Raw genomic sequence first — 16246 nt, 5'->3', positions numbered from 1 at the left:
CGTCGTTTGATACACCGCTTTCGCGAGCAGGCTCGCTCCCACAGGTTATGCGACAAATCTCCAGCCACCGCGGGTATTAGCCGAGGGCGGTTTTCTCCAGGTGTTGCAGGATGATCGGGTACACATCGACCACGGCATCCTTGCCGAACATGCAATCGATATGGCCATACCCCGGCACCACATGCCGGCTGTAACGCTCCGGACCATGCACCTTGCACACCCGTTCGTAAGTCTTGAGCGTGCTTTGCGGCAGGTAGCACTGGTTGTCCGCCCCGCTGATGAAGCAGATCGGCATGCTCAGCCGGTCGATGTGCGGCATGTAGACATCCTCGCCCTTGAAGTCCACCAGATGCCCTTTGCGCACGATCAGCGCCAGGTGCTCGAAGGTGTGCATGTTCGACTCGCCGAACAGCTCGTGCAGGTTGTCGTGCAAGGTTTCGTTGAGCGTGTCGTGGCGGTACAGCGATGCATACATGAAGGTGATGCGGTGGCACACCGGGTTGGTGCAATAGCCTTGGGCCTCGATCCGCGCGTAGCCATTGAGGGCCTTGTCATAGAGTTTGTTGAACCAGTTCTCCCTGTTGTCGGCGTACGCCGTGAGGGATTTGATGCCGATCGCATCGAGCATCCCCGGCAGGTGCAAACCGGCCTTGAGCCCGGTGGCCGCGGCAACCACCGTGTCGGCGGCAATTTGCGAACAGACCACCGAACGCACGCCCTGCAGTCCGGCCAGCAACGACATGAAGAAGGTCGTCGCGCCGTAGCAATGCACCACGCATTGCACGTCCGACGCCTGAGTCGCTTGCTGGATCTGCGCGATGGCGGCCTTGAAGTCGTATTGGGCGATCTGGTCGCCATTCCACTCCTGCTTGCTCGCCGGCAGCAGGATGCTGACCCGTAAATCCAGGAGCCAGACGTCATATTCGTGCTTGCACAGGTATTCCAGCAGGTTGGTCTGGATGGTATCGGTGGAGAAAATATTCGAGCCCACACCCAGGCCGTGAACCAGCATCACCGGGCCCTTGCTGCCGCCCTGATAGCGGGTCAGGCGCAACTCGACGCGGTCTTCGGTCTCGAAGAAATGCACCACTGGCGTCGGCGCATCCAGCGGCCGCTTCAGCCGTGGCGGCGCGTCCGGATTGAAGTAGATGTCGCCCGCAAACACCCCGCCGTAACTCTCCCAGAGAATCCCGGCGAAGAACTTGCCGAACCGCGCCAGGCCTTCAATGCGTTCGCGTTCGTTGCGCGCGTTGAGCACCTTCATGGTGGTCATCTGCTTGGCGAAATCGGTCGGATGGATGTGCATCACCCCGGTGCCAATGACCTCGCCAGTCTTGTCCGGTCCGCGATAGAGCGTCACATAGAGGGTGCTGGTGTCATGCCAGATGTTCAGCACGCCGTTGTCTTCGGGCACGGTTTTGAACGCACTGAAAAAATAGTCGTTGCCGTCCTCGGCGGTCAGCTTCATGTCGTAGTTCATATGGCGTACGCCGACCTGTTGCTGGTACTGCTCGAACAGGTTGAACACGCCGTTGCTAGCGGTCAGAGGCTGCGGTGACAGGCTCGGCGCGCTGACCGTGCCGACCAGGGTGGCCGCATGTTCCGGTTCCTTGATCATGCGGTTGAGATCGGCGGCGGTGATGGTGAGGGTGAAGTCGATTGGCGAGTTATCGGTCTCGCCGCGCTTGGCTGCGGCTTCATACACTTTCAGGTCGGTGCTTTGTGCCGGGGTGAAGGCGCGGGAGAAATAGCCTTTCATGGTTTCGGTGAACTGCACGCCAAGGGTTGGCGCTGCCACTTGTTTGCGTGGCGCTGACGGCAGTGTGTAGTCGATCCGCCACCCGCGATCGGTGGCCAGCAGGCTCATGTTGCGTTCGCTTACAGCGGAGATGGTCAGCAGCGGGTTGACCGCCAGGGACGTCGGAATCACTGCGCCGTCGGTCACGTACAAACTCGCATACACGTCGGTGCCGGCGTCGCCGCTGAACACCTGGCCCTTGTGATTGACCACGCCCTGCCCCGCGTCTTCTCCCATGACGCAACCGCCCAAGGGGTGAACCGACACGATGCTGTGCTGGAGCAGCGTGGTCCATATCGGGTTTTCGACCCAGATCCCGCCCAGCGCCTTGGTGCTCAGATGCAGCCGCTCATTGCCGATCTTGACGTTTTCCTGCTCACCAACACCCGGCCAGTCGATGCGCAGCTGATCCTTGCTGTCCAGCACCATCCGCCCCTTGCCGTCGTCGTGGCTCATGATCAGGTAGGTCTGCATGTTGTGCAGCGCACCGTAGTACGGGCCGCGCAGGAAACTTTCGGCTTCACGCTCCTTGTACTTCAACTTGCCGGTAAAACTGTCGTCGGTGGGTTGGCCGATCAGCTCGGCGAAGCCTGCCATGCTTGGCACCATTGGTCGACCCAGGGCGCCGGGGATCGAGCCTTCTTCGATGACCATGCGGCTGCGCCAGTCACCTTCGGTACGCATGTCGATGACCGAGGTGATGCACGGCCCGACCGGTTGCAGCTCCTTGGCCGGATGTGCGCCGAATCCAATGCCATTGATCGGCTGTTCACAATTGTGGCCAAACCCGAGGATGTCGCCATTACCGCTCATGTGCTCGCCGAGCTGGCCGGACATCGCCAGGCCTTTGTCCCGGGAGCGCAGGAGAATCTCTGTCGACCCCAGGGTGCCGGCGGAAACGACCACGATGTCGGCTTTGACGAACAACGTCGGCGCCGAGAACTTCTCGCGACCACTGTCCAGGTACTGGAAGTGCACGATCCAGCCATCGCCCTCTCGCTCCAGATGCCGCACTTGGGCCTGGCAGAAAATCTCCGCGCCGTGGTTCCAGGCGTCCGGCAGATAGTTCATCAGCGTAGTGTTCTTCGCCTTGTTGTTGCAGCCCGAGACGCAGTCGCCGCAATGGTTGCAAGGCAATTGCTCGACGCCGACATGGTTGAGATTGTTCGGCAGCTTGTCGAAGGTCACGTTGATCGGCGGCCGGTAGAAATGCGCGCCTTGCTTGAGGTAATCCGCCGACTTCCGGTTGGCTTCGAGTTTCGGCAATACCGGTGAGGTGCTCGGGTAGGGAGTGGGCTTGAGCATTTCCCGAGCCCGGGCATACCCCTCCTTGAGCAAGGTGTCGCGGTGTTCACGCACCGCCAGCGGCCAGCGCGGATCGTCGAACACCCCGGGTTCCGGTTCCAGGGCGACGTTGGCGTTGATCAGCGAGGTCCCGCCCAGGCCGCAACCGACCACCACGTTCTGCTGCGCGTTGACGTGCAGGTCAAACAAACCGGTGCGCGAGCCGATGTGGCCGTCCGGGTCATGCACCTGTAATTCTTCGGTGGCCGCCAACATCGTGTTGGGGTATTCACCGGGCTGCATTTCGCGACCACGCTCCAGCAGGCAGACCCGCTTGCCGGCGCGGGACAGGCGTGAAGCGGCGATCCCGCCGCCATAACCCGAGCCTATGACGATCACGTCGTAATGTTCCTTGATCTCGCTGATGGGCGTTGCGATCCGTGTCATGAGACTTGTCCTCTGTCAGGCAGATAGGGCAACTCTGCGGTTGCCTGCAATCGATGGGCGAGCGGATACCTGGCCACTGAGTGAACTCAGCGGCAGCAAGCCGGTGTCATTGGAAGGGGCAAGCGCTATAGACGGGCACGCTGATTCGCGGCCCGGCGATGGATTCGTCTACGCAACGAAGTCGCGGGCGCCGGAACGCAAGTGGTGCAGGAAATCGGAGGCGAAGAATGTTGCTGGCTATCCATCGCGCGTTCTCCCTGAACCGGATGTGGATAAGTGACGGCTGTCCTTGTGCCCTGTGAGTGAAGACAGGTGACTGGTTGAAGTCAAGACAGGCCTTAGAACTGTATGAAATCTGATCTATTGCGTTCAGGCCTATGCGGACCGTGGCTTGCAGGGTTTGGCGAACAAGTTATCCACAACTCCACCCACAGCTAATGGGGACAAGTGTGCAATCGGGGGAAATTTTATTCACAGAATGCGAAGAAAATCCGTGACTTATCCGAAATCAGGGTTCCTGGCGTCTATTGGTTAGTTTTTGATCTAAAGCCTGTAAGCCACGATTTACCAGGCCCCCAGAGGATGGCGAACACCTTATCCACAGAAGCGCCAACAGACTTTGGGGGCAACTATGGCCGCTCTGTGGAAAACCACGGAAACCCGCGATAAATCGGGCTTTGAGCAGGTATTCCAGAATAAAACGCCGATTTGACTGTTTTTTAATCAGACGCCTGACAAGCCCGGTTTATATAGCCTGCAGCCGACAGCAAACATCTTATCCACAGAAGCGCCAACAGAGATTGGGGGCAAGTAGAAGCCTGCCAGTAAACTTATCCTCTGGAAAAAGCTCGAGAAAGCCGTGAGTTAGGCTGGTTGTTTTTTGTACGAAGGGTTGCAGGGCTTGTTTTACATGGGGTGCAGCGAGGGGCGAACATGTTATCCACAGAAGCGCTAACAGGGATTGTGGGTAAATGATCCCTGTAGGAGCTGGCTTGCCAGCGAAGGTGTATCAGTCACCATTAATATTGAATGTGCCGCCGCTTTCGCTGGCAAGCCAGCTCCTACAGGGGGTTGTGGGTAACGGCTACGGCCGGTACATCAGATAGGCTTCACCCGTGACCCGAATCATCGGGTGCGGCGTGATCTGGCAGGTATCGACGATACGGAAGCCATTGCGCTCGTAAAACCGGCGGGCGCCGGTGTTTGCCGCGTAGTCGATCAGGCTCAAGCCGTTGAGGCCGAGCTGGTTGGCACGGTCATAGGCGTAAGCGAGGAATTGCTTGCCCAGCCCCTGATTGCGCCAGCCCTCATGCAGCGCCAGGCTGGAAATGTAGAGGGTGTCGGGAATTTCCATCGTCGCGTAGGGCGCCAGGACCGGATCGGTCACCGGCGTAGCCAGCGGATCGTGACGCATCACGTAGCTGTGCATCATGCCAATGATCTGGTCGTTCGCCTGTGCGATAAGGCAGTTCTGCCAGGAGAAGTCCACGTCGTCACGGGCATATCGGTTGGCGCCGACGTCCAGCAGATCCTGGCCGGGCTGTGCCAATTGGCTCCAGATATAATCCGCAGCCCCTTCTGATGTGATCTGAAACAAACGCGCAATTTCCCGCGCATCCGCACGCACGGCGGAACGAAATTCAACTGTCATTGCTTTTCCCCCTGTGGGAGCGAGCCCGCTCGCGAAAGCGGTGGGTCAGTCGCCGATGAGGCTGACTGATCCACCGCCTTCGCGAGCGGGCTCGCTCCCACATTTAGATCTGTGTTAGTGTTGACTAGCGGACCACGCCTTCTTCGATCAGCAATTTGAGAATTGCTTCCGCACCTGCTTGCGCCGTGACGCCTTTAAGCACCTGCCCACCGCCGCCACTGGCCTTGGCCGTGGCCGCCTTCATCCGGTCCGCACCGCTCTTGGCCTTGATCACCTTCAGGCGTTTGGGCCGTGGTTTGGCCGGTTGCAGCGTCGCAACAGCCAGCAACTCGTCATCGACCACTTCAACTTCATCCGCCTGCAGCACCCCTCGCCGAGCCGGGCCGTAGGCGCTCTGCCGAGGCTTGGGCGCGGCGTTATCCACAGTCGCGAGAAACGGCAAGCGCACTTTCAACCGACGGCGCTGACCCCGGGGCAAGGCTTGCAGCACCAAGGCCGAGCTGCCGTCGATGGATTCGACCTGAGCCAGCCCCACCACCAGCGGCCAGCCCAGACTTTCCGCCAGCAGGAATGGCAGCATCCCCGAGCCTTCGCCGGTTTCCGCCTGGCTGCCGGTCAATACGACCTGGGCACCGGTTTCACGCAGATAGGCGGTCAATGCGGGCAATGCATCGGCGCCGACCGGTTGTTCCAGCACATGCAGCTGTTCCAGGCCCATGCCCAGATAAGCGCGCAGCGCCGGTTCCGCGACGTCGCCGGCATGCAGCACTTGCAGGTTATCCCCAGCCAGTTGCAACCCCAGTTCCACCGCCCGCGCATCCTGCTCCGCGCGACGCGGCCGGCCGGAGGTCGGGTGGGCGCCGATGGACACCAGGCTGATGATTTTCGTGCTCATAACCCTTTCCTTCCCTTAAGCCGCATCGCGCCTGGCTTCGTTGCGGTAAGCCTCTACCGCCGCGATCAAGGCTTGAAGTATCTCGGCGCTCTCGCCGATCACCGACAGGTCGGCCCGTTTGATCATGTCGCAGCCAGGGTCGAGGTTGATCGCCACCACCTTGTCGCAGGCACCGATGCCTTGCAGGTGCTGGATCGCCCCGGAAATCCCCACCGCCACGTAGACCCGCGCGGTAACCCAGGTGCCGGACGCGCCGACTTGGCGGTCGCGGGCCATGAAGCCGTCATCCACCGCCACTCGGGAGGCGCCTTCGGTCGCGCCCAACGCTTCGGCGGTCCTGTGGAAAAGTGCCCAGTCCTTGACCCCATTGCCGCCGGAGAAAATGAACTCGGCTTCGGCCATCGGAATGGCCGCCGGATCGACTGCCACCGCGCCCAAGTCTTCGATGCGCGACAGACTACGGGCGACGGCTGTGGATAACTCCACGGGCAAAACTTCGTGACGGGTTTCGCTGACCGGCTCGGCGCATTCCACGGCGGCCAGAATCAAGCGCGCAACCGGACGTGCGAGGTCTTGCAAGCCAGCACCAGCGCGGCCGATGCACGCCTGATCCTTGACCTGCCAGACCCGCGTCGCCGGGCGTTCGCCCAATGCTGCGGCAAAGCGTCGACCCAGTTCCCCGCCGCCACTGCGGCTGTCAGGCAGCAGCCAATGACGCGGGCTGAACTGGTTATCCACAGCCCGCAGGCCCTGGACCCGTTGTTCCGGTGCATAACCGCTGAATTCCTCACCTTCCAGCACCAACAGGCGATCGACGCCCGCGGTGGCAAAGGCATTTTCCTTGTGTTCGCCAAAGACCACGGCCAATACCGCGCCATCCTTGCCCGCCAATTGGTGAGCGAGGCCCAGCAAGTCGCGGTCGTGGCTGCTCAAGCGGCCACCGACCATGTCCGGCACCACGCTGATGTAGAACGCGGGTGCAGGCACCTGATGCAACGGCAATTGCACTTCAACCGCGGCCGAGCGTTTGCTCGCCCCGCCCTGCTGGGCGCCGCTGCGGTCGATGCGCTTGATGCCGTTGGGACCGATGAAACCGATGCCATGGGGATTCTTGCGGATGACGCCATTAGGCCCCATCCAGCTGTGTTGCACCGGTTGCATCGCCGCATGCAGCGGATGCAGGCGGTTGCGGGCGATCCATTCGGCGCGTGGGTCGCGGCGGATAATGTCGCTCATCAGTGGGCCTCCGCAGGTTCTTCACGTTTGGCCGGCGCATTGGGTTTGCTCGGGGCAGCGTCTTCGAGCAAGGCATCGGCGACCAGTTCGGCGATGTCCTTGATCAGCGGACGGGGTTCGACCACACCTTCAAGCATCGCGGTACATTGTGGACAACCCACGGCCACCAGTTCGGCGCCGGTTTCGCGGATGTCGTCCATGCGCATGTCGGGGATCCGCTGCTTGCCCGGAATGTCGGTGATCGGCGCACCGCCGCCACCACCGCAGCAGCGCGAGCGGAAACCGGAGCGTTGCATCTCTTTCACTTCAATCCCGAGGGCGCGCAGCACTTCACGCGGTGCCTCGTATTCGCCGTTGTAGCGACCGAGGTAGCACGGGTCGTGATACGTCACACTGCTGCCTTTGTGTTGGCCGAGGTTCAGGGCGCCAGCGCCGATGATTTCCGCCATGTAGGTGCTGTGGTGCTGCACAAGGTAGTTGCCGTCGAAAGCGCCGTACTCGTTTTTCAGCACGTGGAAGCTGTGCGGGTCGCAGGTGACGATGCGGTTGAAGCTGTATTTGGCCAGGGTCTGGATGTTGCGTTTGGCCAACAGCTGGAAGGTCGCTTCGTCGCCCAGGCGTCGCGCCACGTCACCGCTGTCGCGTTCTTCGAGCCCCAGTACCGCGAAGTTGACCTTGGCCGCTTTCAGCACTTTGACGAAGGCGCGCAAGGTGCGCTGGTTACGCATGTCGAAGGCTCCGTCGCCGACCCAGAACAGCACGTCGACCGACTTCTTCTCGCTGAGCAGGTCCAGGTTCAAGTCCGCCGCCCAGTTCATCCGCCCGCCCGGGGCGAAGCCGCCAGGGTTGTCGGTGGCGATCAGGTTCTCCAGGACTTCGGCGCCCTTGTTCGGGGTCGCGCCTTTTTCCAGGGTCAGATGGCGGCGCATGTCGACGATGGCATCGACGTGCTCGATCATCATCGGGCATTCCTCGACGCAGGCGCGGCAGGTGGTGCAGGACCACAGCGTTTCGGCGTCCACCAGGCCGTTGACGATCGGTTGATGCGGGTTGCCGGCGTGCTCGCCAATGGCTTTGCCGGGATAGGGGCTGCCGGCGAACTTGGCGTCGGTGCCACCCGCAAGGCCGACCACCATGTCCTGGATCAGTTTTTTCGGGTTCAGCGGCTGGCCGGCGGCGAATGCCGGGCACGCGGCTTCGCATTTACCGCACTGCACACAGGCGTCGAAGCCGAGCAACTGGTTCCAGGTGAAATCCTTGGGTTTTTCCACGCCCAGCGGCGCGTTCGGGTCATTCAGATCCAGCGGCTTCAAACCGGTGGAACGACCACCGCCAAAACGCTCGGCGCGACGGTGCCAGGCCAGGTGCAATGCGCCGGCGAAGGCGTGCTTCATCGGCCCGCCCCAGGTCATGCCGAAGAATAATTCCGAGACGCCCCACAGCACACCGACGCCGAGGATCGCCGCCACTACCCAGCCGCCGAAGTTTTCCGGAAGGATGCCGGCAACCGGCAGGGTCAACAGGAAGAAGCTGACCGAGAACGCCAACAGGCTTTTCGGCAGGCGCATCCACGGGCCTTTGGACAAGCGGGCCGGTGGGTTGCGGCGACGCAGGTAGACAAAAATCGCCCCGACGAACATCACGGCCGTCATCAACAGCAGCGCATAACCGAGGATGCGGTTATGCAGGCCAAAACCGTGAACCAGAATCGCCAGTACGATGGACGCTACCGCGCCGCCTGCCGTGGCGACGTGGGTATTGGCGATGTATTTGTCCCGCGCGACAACATGGTGCAAGTCGACCATGTAGCGCTTGGGCATGGCAAATAAGCCGCCGATCAGGTCGACTTTCGAAGCCCGGCCCCGACGCCACATGGCCACCCGCCGCAACGCGCCCAGGACAGCCAGGCCCAGGGCAGCGAACAACAGGATTGGAAGAAGGGTGTTCAACATGGTGGAGCTCCCAAAGACCGCACGGTCTTGCAGGCCAAACTACCTGGATGCCTTGCCCGATGCCCTGTGTAGGAGCGAGCTTGCTCGCGAAAAACCTGAGAACGTCGCGTTAAAACAGACTCCCCGCGTCATCGTTCACGTCCATCGCGAGCAAGCTCGCTCCTACAAGGGTTATCCACAAGCTCTTAGAAATCCTTGCACAGCCGCAGTGCGTCATAGATGGCGGCGTGAATGTTCCGCTGGGCCACGCAGTCGCCGATGCGGAACAGCAAGTAGCCGTCGCCCGGTTGGCTCAACGAAGGTTGCGGCTTGATCGCAAACAAGGCTTCGACGTCGATCTGGCCTTTGTTGCGTGAACCTTCCTTCATCGCGTAGTAGATCTCTTCGTCCGGGCGCACGCCGTTTTCGACGACCACCTGGTCCACCACCCGCTCCTCTTTGGCGCCGGTGTATTCGTTTTCCAGTACCGCGATCAGCTTGTCGCCTTCGCGGTAGACCTTCTCCAGCATCATGTCGCCGGTCATGATCACTTCTTTGGGGTACATGCTGCGGTAGTAGGTCGGGAACGAGGTGCCGCCAATCGCCACGCCGGGCTTGATGTCGTCGGTGACGATTTCGACCTGGCTGCCTTTGTCGGCCAGGAAGTCGGCCGCCGACATGCCGGTGAATTCGCAAATGGTGTCATAGACCAGCACGTTCTTGCCCGGCGCCACCTTGCCATCGAGGATGTCCCAGCTGCTGACCACCAGACCTTCGGCCGCGCCCCAGTGCTCGTTCTGCTCCAGGTAGGAATGACCGCCGACGGCGAGCACCACCACATCCGGACGCAGGTCGAGAATGGTCGGCGCATCGGCCGCCACGCCCAGGCGCAGGTCGACTTTCAACCTCGCCAGTTCCAGCTGGTACCAGCGCGTGATACCGGCGATCTGGTCCCGTTGCGGGGCTTTCGACGCGGTGGTGATCTGCCCGCCGATGAATTCCTTTTTCTCGAACAGGGTCACATCGTGGCCTCGTTCGGCGGCCACACGAGCGGCTTCCATCCCCGCAGGGCCGGCGCCGACCACCACGACCTTGCGTTTCACGCCGGTAGTCTTCTCAATGATGTGCGGCAGGCCCATGTACTCGCGGGAGGTCGCAGCGTTCTGGATGCACAGCACATCCAGGCCCTGGTATTGCCGGTCGATGCAGTAGTTGGCGCCGACGCATTGTTTGATCTGGTCAATCTGGCCCATTTTGATCTTGGCGATCAGGTGCGGGTCGGCGATGTGGGCACGGGTCATGCCGACCATGTCGACGTAACCGCCTTCCAGGATACGGGTCGCCTGGTTCGGGTCCTTGATGTTCTGCGCGTGCAACACCGGCGCCTTGACCACTTCCTTGATACCGGCCGCCAGGTGCAGGAACGGCTCCGGTGGATAACTCATGTTCGGAATCACGTTGGCCAGGGTGTTGTGGGTGTCGCAACCCGAACCCACGACGCCGATGAAGTCCAGCATGCCGGTGTCGTCGTAATACTTGGCGATCTGTTTCATGTCCTCATGGGACAAGCCGTCCGGGTGGAATTCGTCACCGCACAGACGGATGCCGACGCAGAAATCCGGCCCGACTTCGGCACGCACGGCCTTGAGCACTTCCAGGCCGAACCGCATGCGATTTTCGAAACTGCCGCCCCATTCATCGGTACGCTTGTTGACGCGCGGGCTCCAGAACTGGTCGATCATGTGCTGGTGCACAGCGGACAGTTCGACGCCATCCAGCCCCCCGGCCTTGGCCCGGCGTGCGGCCTGCGCGTAGTTACCGATCACCCGCCAGATTTCTTCCGGCTCGATGGTTTTGCAGGTGGCACGGTGCACCGGCTCGCGCACGCCCGAAGGCGACATCAGCGTCGGCCAGTTAAAGCCGTCCCAACGCGAGCGGCGGCCCATGTGGGTAATCTGGATCATGATCTTGGCGCCGTGCTTGTGCATGGCGTCGGCGAGATTCTGGAAGTGCGGAATGATGCGGTCGGTGGAGAGGTTCACCGAACTCCACCATTCCTGCGGGCTGTCGATGGCCACCACGGAGGAACCACCGCAAATCGCCAGGCCGATCCCGCCCTTGGCTTTCTCTTCGTAATACTTGACGTACCGCTCGGTGGTCATGCCACCGTCGGTCGCGTAGACCTCGGCATGCGCGGTGCTGAGCACGCGGTTGCGGATGGTCAGTTTGCCGATCTGGATCGGCTGGAACATTGCTTCGAAAGCCATGGCGGGATCCTCGACTTACAACGGCTTGACGGTGAACAAACCGTCGTCGTGGCCTTCTTCGGAGCCACCGTAGACTTGTTCGGCAACGGTGCGGATCTTGCTGCCGCGGGCTTGCAGAATCTGGTCCATGGCACCGGCAAACCAGCCAGTGAACATGTAGTCGACCTTGCGCCCGACCTTGCCGTACACGTAGACGAATGCGGAGTGTTCGAGCTTGACGCTGGCGGTGCCTTTGTCGAGGTCGATATCCTGGATCTTGAACAGCCCCCAGCCGCGTTGCGACAGGCGCTTCATGTAGTGTTCGAACACCGCGACGCCTTCCAGGCCATGGCACTCGGCTTCTTTTTCACACCAGTGCCAGGCGGACTTGTAGCCGGCCTTGTAGAGGATGTCGGCGTAGGCGTCGGCGCCCAGCACTTCCTCGATGCCCATGTGGTTGTTGACGAAGAAATGTCGCGGTACGTACAGCATCGGCAGGGCGTCGGAAGTCCAGACACCGGTCTCGCTGTCGACTTCGATAGGTAATTGCGGGGCGATCTTGGCCATGGAAACTTAACTCCAGAAAAATTTTGGTGTTGCCTGCGGCGCGGATGGCCGCAGGAAAGGATTCAGAAGTGCAGTGGCTTATTCGCCCCAGACGTCTTTGAGCACGTTGACCCAGTTCTCGCCCATGATCTTGCGCACCACGCGCTCGGAATGGCCGCGCTTGAGCAGGGTTTCGGTCAGGTTCGGGAACTCGCCAACGGTGCGGATGCCCAGCGGGTTGATGATCTTGCCGAAGCTGGTCAGGCGGCGGGCGTAGCCCTTGTCATGGGTCAGGTATTCGAAGAAGTCCTGGCCATGGCCCTGGGTGAAGTCGGTGCCGATGCCGATGGCGTCTTCGCCGACGATGTTCATGGTGTATTCGATGGCTTCGGCGTAATCGTCGATGGTCGAATCGATGCCCTTGGCCAGGAACGGGGCGAACATGGTCACGCCGACGAAACCGCCGTGGTCAGCAATAAACTTAAGCTCTTCATCGGACTTGTTGCGCGGGTGGATTTTCAGGCCCGACGGCAGGCAATGGGAGTAGCAGACCGGCTTCTTCGATTCGAGGATGACTTCCTCGGAGGTCTTGGAGCCGACGTGGGACAGGTCGCACATGACGCCGACGCGGTTCATCTCGGCGACGATTTCGCGACCGAAGCCCGACAGGCCGCCATCACGCTCGTAGCAACCGGTACCGACCAGGTTCTGGGTGTTGTAGCACATCTGCACAATACCGACGCCCAGTTGCTTGAACACCTCGACGTAGCCGATCTGGTCTTCAAACGCGTGGGCATTCTGGAAACCGAAGAGGATGCCGGTCTTGCCCTGCTCTTTGGCCTTGCGGATATCAGCGGTGGTACGCACCGGAATCACCAGGTCGCTGTTCTCGCGGATCAGTTTCTGGCTGGCGGCGATGTTGTTGACGGTGGCCTGGAAGCCCTCCCACACCGACACGGTGCAGTTGGCCGCGGTCAGACCGCCCTTGCGCATGTCTTCAAACAGCTCGCGGTTCCACTTGGCAATAATCAGCCCGTCGATAACGATGCTGTCGGCGTGCAATTCGGCTGGGCTCATCAGGCTGTCCCCTATTGGCGATTCATGCGCCGAATCGTGTGCCGGCGCTTTGGGGCCAGCATATGCCTCGGTGCACTGGCAGCCGGGTGCAAAAACGACAGGGGAATTGCCGAAAGCGTCAATCCGCGACAAAGGGTCGTCAGCCGGCCGGATAAGCGACCTGTTCAAGCCCGTCCGCATACGCGAGAATCCATCGCATCACTGGATTTAGGGGCGGCGACGCGATGAAATCGATCTTTCTGGCTTTGGCATTGATAGCGACCGGCGCGCAGGCGGCTGAAGAGGCCGACGACAACCCCTGCGATGCCGTCGAAAACGAAATCCAGACCCTGGAATGCTCGGCCTACAGCAGAACCACTGCCGAAGACCTGCTGAGTGAAAACTACAAAAGCCTGACCGAGCGCCTGCAGATGCTCTACGGCAAGAACCCGGCGCAACTGACCGACGTCACCACCAGGCTCAAGGCGGCCCAGCAACAGTGGCTGAAGACCCGGGACGCGGATTGCGCACTGGAGGCGTTCCCGGCGACCAGTGGCAGCAAGGCGTTCACCATTGCGCAGAATGATTGCGTGGCACGGATGAGCGATGAGCGGTCGGAGTTTTTGGAGTCGATCGGGCAGGAGTAAGAACATAAGCATGGAGAATAATTTGATCCCTCACGAAGTAGTCAGCCTTATCGTTGACGGTGCAACGCCTATTCGCGCCTGGCGCGAACACCTCAGCCTTACACAGGACGAAGTGGCCAAACGCATGGGCATTTCCCAGCCGGCCTTCGCCCAGCAAGAAACCGTCGCCAAGCCTCGCAGGGCGACCCGTGAGAAAATTGCCGCGGCGTTTGGCATCACCGCCAACCAGTTAGAGCTGTAACCTGTACGCCAGCATCGGAAAAAGGGATTGAAATGAACATCTGCGGCATCGAAATCAAAGGCAGCGAAGCGATTATCGCGTTGGCCTCCCTCGACGGTCTGGCGCTGAGCCATGTCGCCCTGGCCACCAAAAAAATTGCCTTGGAGGATGACGACGAGGCGGCAAACGTCAAAGTGTTTGCGGCTCAGGTGGCGTCGTTTGTGCGTGAGCATTCCATCGATCGGATCGCGATCAAGAAACGCAGCAAGAAAGGCGAATTTGCCGGTGGGCCGACCACGTTCAAGATCGAAGGGGTTTTCCAGTTGCTGGAGAATTGCGAGGTGACGCTGTTGTCGCCGCAGACGATCAATGCGCAGAACAAGAAGTTCGATTTTGAGCTGCCGGCGACGTTGAACAAGTATCAGCATGAGGCTTACAAAGCCGCGTGTTCGGTACTGATGAAGAAGTAACGGGTAGGAGCGAGGCTTGCCCGCGAAGACGGAGTATCAGTCGACAATGATTTCGAATGTGCCTTCCTCTTCCCGGACAAGCCTCAAAAATAGTATCAACGCCAGCTAGAGCTGTAAGAGATAGAGCAACACGACAAGGGCCTTCGGCGATTCCCACGTCGACACATTCTCTTGAGTTGTCGCTGCCTGCGGGCCGCTTGCCCCACTCATCGATTAATTGATTTGACCCGTGTCATGCCAAGCAGGGCGATTGATTGACCCGCTGTGGTACCACCAGCGAATCTGATGCCTGCTCGTACTCGTAATCCAACGCGTCAATGTCCATGACTTCGCTGATCTTCAGCGTCCAGGGTTTGAGCACGTCATGGTAATTGTGGCCCTCGGGGCCATTCTGCAGTGGCGCGTAGTGTGGTGCCCATTGACCATTGTCTCGCACCATCCGCGCTTGCCAGTCGGCCCAGACTTTGTCGACGAAACAATGATGAAGAAAGAACACCGGGTCATCTGGAGAAGTCATCGGCAACATGTTGCCCCCCACCCAAAGATGAACCCGATTATGCAACTGGGAACTCGAGGTTGTGACCTGAGGGTCGCCTCGTTGGGTGATCCAGCCCTCCAGGCGGTTTCTGAAACCGCGCACGCAATGACTGGAGTCATACGGCGGCGTGTCATACAGACTTTCGCGCATGGCCATCTGCAGATCTTCAGGGGTTGGCAAGGAATTCACCACCAGACTGAACTGTCGCTTCAATCCAGGCCCTGGCAGACCGTCATCAGGATATGACGGAACGTGCCACTCCCCGTTCTTGTAGGCAAAAGGCCCGCTCGCCACCCGCCATTCGTCGCTCTCCACACCATTACCGCCCATGAAGTCGTCTTTCCACACCGGAGAGTTCAGCGGATCGGCGAAATCCTGCGTCCAGTCCCAATAGGGAATAGTGATCGAAGAGTCGATGGCCTGAAGGTCCGCTTCAAACTGAAGCAGGAAGGCTCGATGCCAGGGCAGGAAAGAGGGCCCCCGATGTGCACCGTTTCTGTAATTGGGGTCATTCGGCTCATGGGGTAGAACGGTGGGTACCATGACGTGATGATGCTGATGCACGTACCGATCGTATTGCCCTGTCGCCTTGAGCTGAAGACAGGCAGCGACAAATTTCTGTTTTTCAACACTGCTCAACGATCGAATATTTTTCCGAAGTTTCATCTGACTTGATCCTTAAGTGATACCAGAACTGATGTCCCTGAAATGGGCCTGGCACCGATAAAAATAAGGGTGGCAGCGATAGGCGTCTACTCTCAGAAATGATAGGTCAACGTGGTTTGCCGACCAACGGTCGAGGGTTCGCGGCTACCACGCCTTGGGATAATTTCATGCCTCGACTACGTCAACATCAAGGCTTTGCGGTTCGCTCATAGGGACATCAGTTCATGAATATCTGCGGTATCGAAATCAAAAGGGGTCTTCCAGTTGCTGGAGAATTGCGAGGTGACGCTGTTGTCGCCGCAGACGATCAATGCGCAGAACAAGAAGTTCGATTTTGAGCTGCCGGGGACGTTGAACAAGTATCAGCATGAGGCATACAAGGCGGCGTGTTCGGCGTTGATGAAAAAGTAACGACACACATCCTGTAGGAGCTGGCTTGCCAGCGAAGGCGGCGTAACAGTCAACATCGATGTTGAATGTGATGGCCTCTTCGCTGGCAAGCCAGCTCCTTGTATCTCGACTATCGCTCCATCAGGAGCGATAGTTCTCGACTGATCATCGAGGGAGGGACCTGGAAGCCGTGCAGCTCCTTAGGCTTTGTGCCTGTGATGTAGA

11 protein-coding genes and 2 pseudogenes are annotated in these 16246 nt (G+C 60.0%); 4 read left to right on the top strand and 9 right to left on the bottom strand.

Annotation, left to right across the window (positions count from 1 at the left end; translation table 11 throughout):
- Positions 1–76: 76 nt before the first annotated feature.
- The 8 genes from F8N96_RS26695 to F8N96_RS26660 all read right to left on the bottom strand — a co-directional run bounded on the left by F8N96_RS26695 (position 77) and on the right by F8N96_RS26660 (position 13111).
- On the bottom strand, positions 77–3529 hold the full coding sequence (locus F8N96_RS26695; protein ID WP_150800342.1) for a GMC family oxidoreductase N-terminal domain-containing protein: 3453 nt from the start codon (positions 3527–3529) through the stop codon (positions 77–79).
- A gap of 1084 nt (positions 3530–4613) precedes the next feature.
- A complete protein-coding gene (locus F8N96_RS26690) occupies positions 4614–5180 on the bottom strand; it encodes a GNAT family N-acetyltransferase (protein ID WP_150800341.1) in 567 nt (188 codons plus the stop codon).
- 124 nt (positions 5181–5304) lie between these two features.
- A complete protein-coding gene (locus F8N96_RS26685; RefSeq protein ID WP_150800340.1) occupies positions 5305–6075 on the bottom strand; it encodes an electron transfer flavoprotein subunit beta in 771 nt (256 codons plus the stop codon).
- Between the two features lie 15 nt (positions 6076–6090).
- Complete coding sequence (locus F8N96_RS26680; protein ID WP_150800339.1) at positions 6091–7311, bottom strand: electron transfer flavoprotein subunit alpha/FixB family protein; 1221 nt, start codon at positions 7309–7311, stop codon at positions 6091–6093.
- A complete protein-coding gene (gene dgcB / locus F8N96_RS26675) occupies positions 7311–9263 on the bottom strand; it encodes a dimethylglycine demethylation protein DgcB (RefSeq protein WP_150800338.1) in 1953 nt (650 codons plus the stop codon). The genes F8N96_RS26680 and dgcB overlap by 1 nt, the downstream gene beginning before the upstream one ends.
- 185 nt (positions 9264–9448) lie before the next feature.
- Positions 9449–11509, bottom strand: coding sequence for a dimethylglycine demethylation protein DgcA (dgcA, locus tag F8N96_RS26670; RefSeq protein WP_150800337.1), 2061 nt, complete (start codon positions 11507–11509; stop codon positions 9449–9451).
- A 15-nt stretch (positions 11510–11524) separates the two neighbouring features.
- Complete coding sequence (locus F8N96_RS26665) at positions 11525–12055, bottom strand: DUF5943 domain-containing protein (protein WP_150800336.1); 531 nt, start codon at positions 12053–12055, stop codon at positions 11525–11527.
- 78 nt (positions 12056–12133) lie between these two features.
- Positions 12134–13111, bottom strand: coding sequence for a dipeptidase (locus F8N96_RS26660; RefSeq protein WP_008033250.1), 978 nt, complete (start codon positions 13109–13111; stop codon positions 12134–12136).
- 224 nt (positions 13112–13335) lie between these two features.
- Here F8N96_RS26660 and F8N96_RS26650 point away from each other — a divergent pair, with 224 nt between their 5' ends.
- The 3 genes and pseudogenes from F8N96_RS26650 to F8N96_RS26640 all read left to right on the top strand — a co-directional run bounded on the left by F8N96_RS26650 (position 13336) and on the right by F8N96_RS26640 (position 14427).
- Complete coding sequence (locus tag F8N96_RS26650; protein ID WP_150800335.1) at positions 13336–13737, top strand: lysozyme inhibitor LprI family protein; 402 nt, start codon at positions 13336–13338, stop codon at positions 13735–13737.
- A gap of 10 nt (positions 13738–13747) precedes the next feature.
- A pseudogene (locus F8N96_RS26645) lies at positions 13748–13978 on the top strand (helix-turn-helix domain-containing protein); the annotation flags it as partial.
- 32 nt (positions 13979–14010) lie between these two features.
- On the top strand, positions 14011–14427 hold the full coding sequence (locus F8N96_RS26640) for a DUF3010 family protein (RefSeq protein ID WP_150800333.1): 417 nt from the start codon (positions 14011–14013) through the stop codon (positions 14425–14427).
- 232 nt (positions 14428–14659) lie between these two features.
- Here the strand turns inward: F8N96_RS26640 and F8N96_RS26635 are convergent, their stop codons facing one another.
- Entirely contained in the window at positions 14660–15631 is a 972-nt protein-coding gene (locus tag F8N96_RS26635) for a tyrosinase family protein (protein WP_150800332.1), read from the bottom strand.
- Between the two features lie 243 nt (positions 15632–15874).
- Here F8N96_RS26635 and F8N96_RS26630 point away from each other — a divergent pair.
- A pseudogene (locus tag F8N96_RS26630) lies at positions 15875–16042 on the top strand (DUF3010 family protein); the annotation flags it as partial.
- Positions 16043–16246: the final 204 nt, after the last annotated feature.

Source organism: Pseudomonas fluorescens, from assembly GCF_902497855.1.
GTDB lineage: Bacteria > Pseudomonadota > Gammaproteobacteria > Pseudomonadales > Pseudomonadaceae > Aquipseudomonas > Aquipseudomonas fluorescens_BI.
This window is presented reverse-complemented; position numbering and strand designations above follow the sequence as displayed.

Coding starts and splice junctions, on each gene's coding strand:
- F8N96_RS26695 (WP_150800342.1), bottom strand. CDS start 3,529: ATGACACGGATCGCAACGCCCATCAGCGAGATCAAGGAACATTACGAC.
- F8N96_RS26690 (WP_150800341.1), bottom strand. CDS start 5,180: ATGACAGTTGAATTTCGTTCCGCCGTGCGTGCGGATGCGCGGGAAATT.
- F8N96_RS26685 (WP_150800340.1), bottom strand. CDS start 6,075: ATGAGCACGAAAATCATCAGCCTGGTGTCCATCGGCGCCCACCCGACC.
- F8N96_RS26680 (WP_150800339.1), bottom strand. CDS start 7,311: ATGAGCGACATTATCCGCCGCGACCCACGCGCCGAATGGATCGCCCGC.
- dgcB (WP_150800338.1), bottom strand. CDS start 9,263: ATGTTGAACACCCTTCTTCCAATCCTGTTGTTCGCTGCCCTGGGCCTG.
- dgcA (WP_150800337.1), bottom strand. CDS start 11,509: ATGGCTTTCGAAGCAATGTTCCAGCCGATCCAGATCGGCAAACTGACC.
- F8N96_RS26665 (WP_150800336.1), bottom strand. CDS start 12,055: ATGGCCAAGATCGCCCCGCAATTACCTATCGAAGTCGACAGCGAGACC.
- F8N96_RS26660 (WP_008033250.1), bottom strand. CDS start 13,111: ATGAGCCCAGCCGAATTGCACGCCGACAGCATCGTTATCGACGGGCTG.
- F8N96_RS26650 (WP_150800335.1), top strand. CDS start 13,336: ATGAAATCGATCTTTCTGGCTTTGGCATTGATAGCGACCGGCGCGCAG.
- F8N96_RS26640 (WP_150800333.1), top strand. CDS start 14,011: ATGAACATCTGCGGCATCGAAATCAAAGGCAGCGAAGCGATTATCGCG.
- F8N96_RS26635 (WP_150800332.1), bottom strand. CDS start 15,631: ATGAAACTTCGGAAAAATATTCGATCGTTGAGCAGTGTTGAAAAACAG.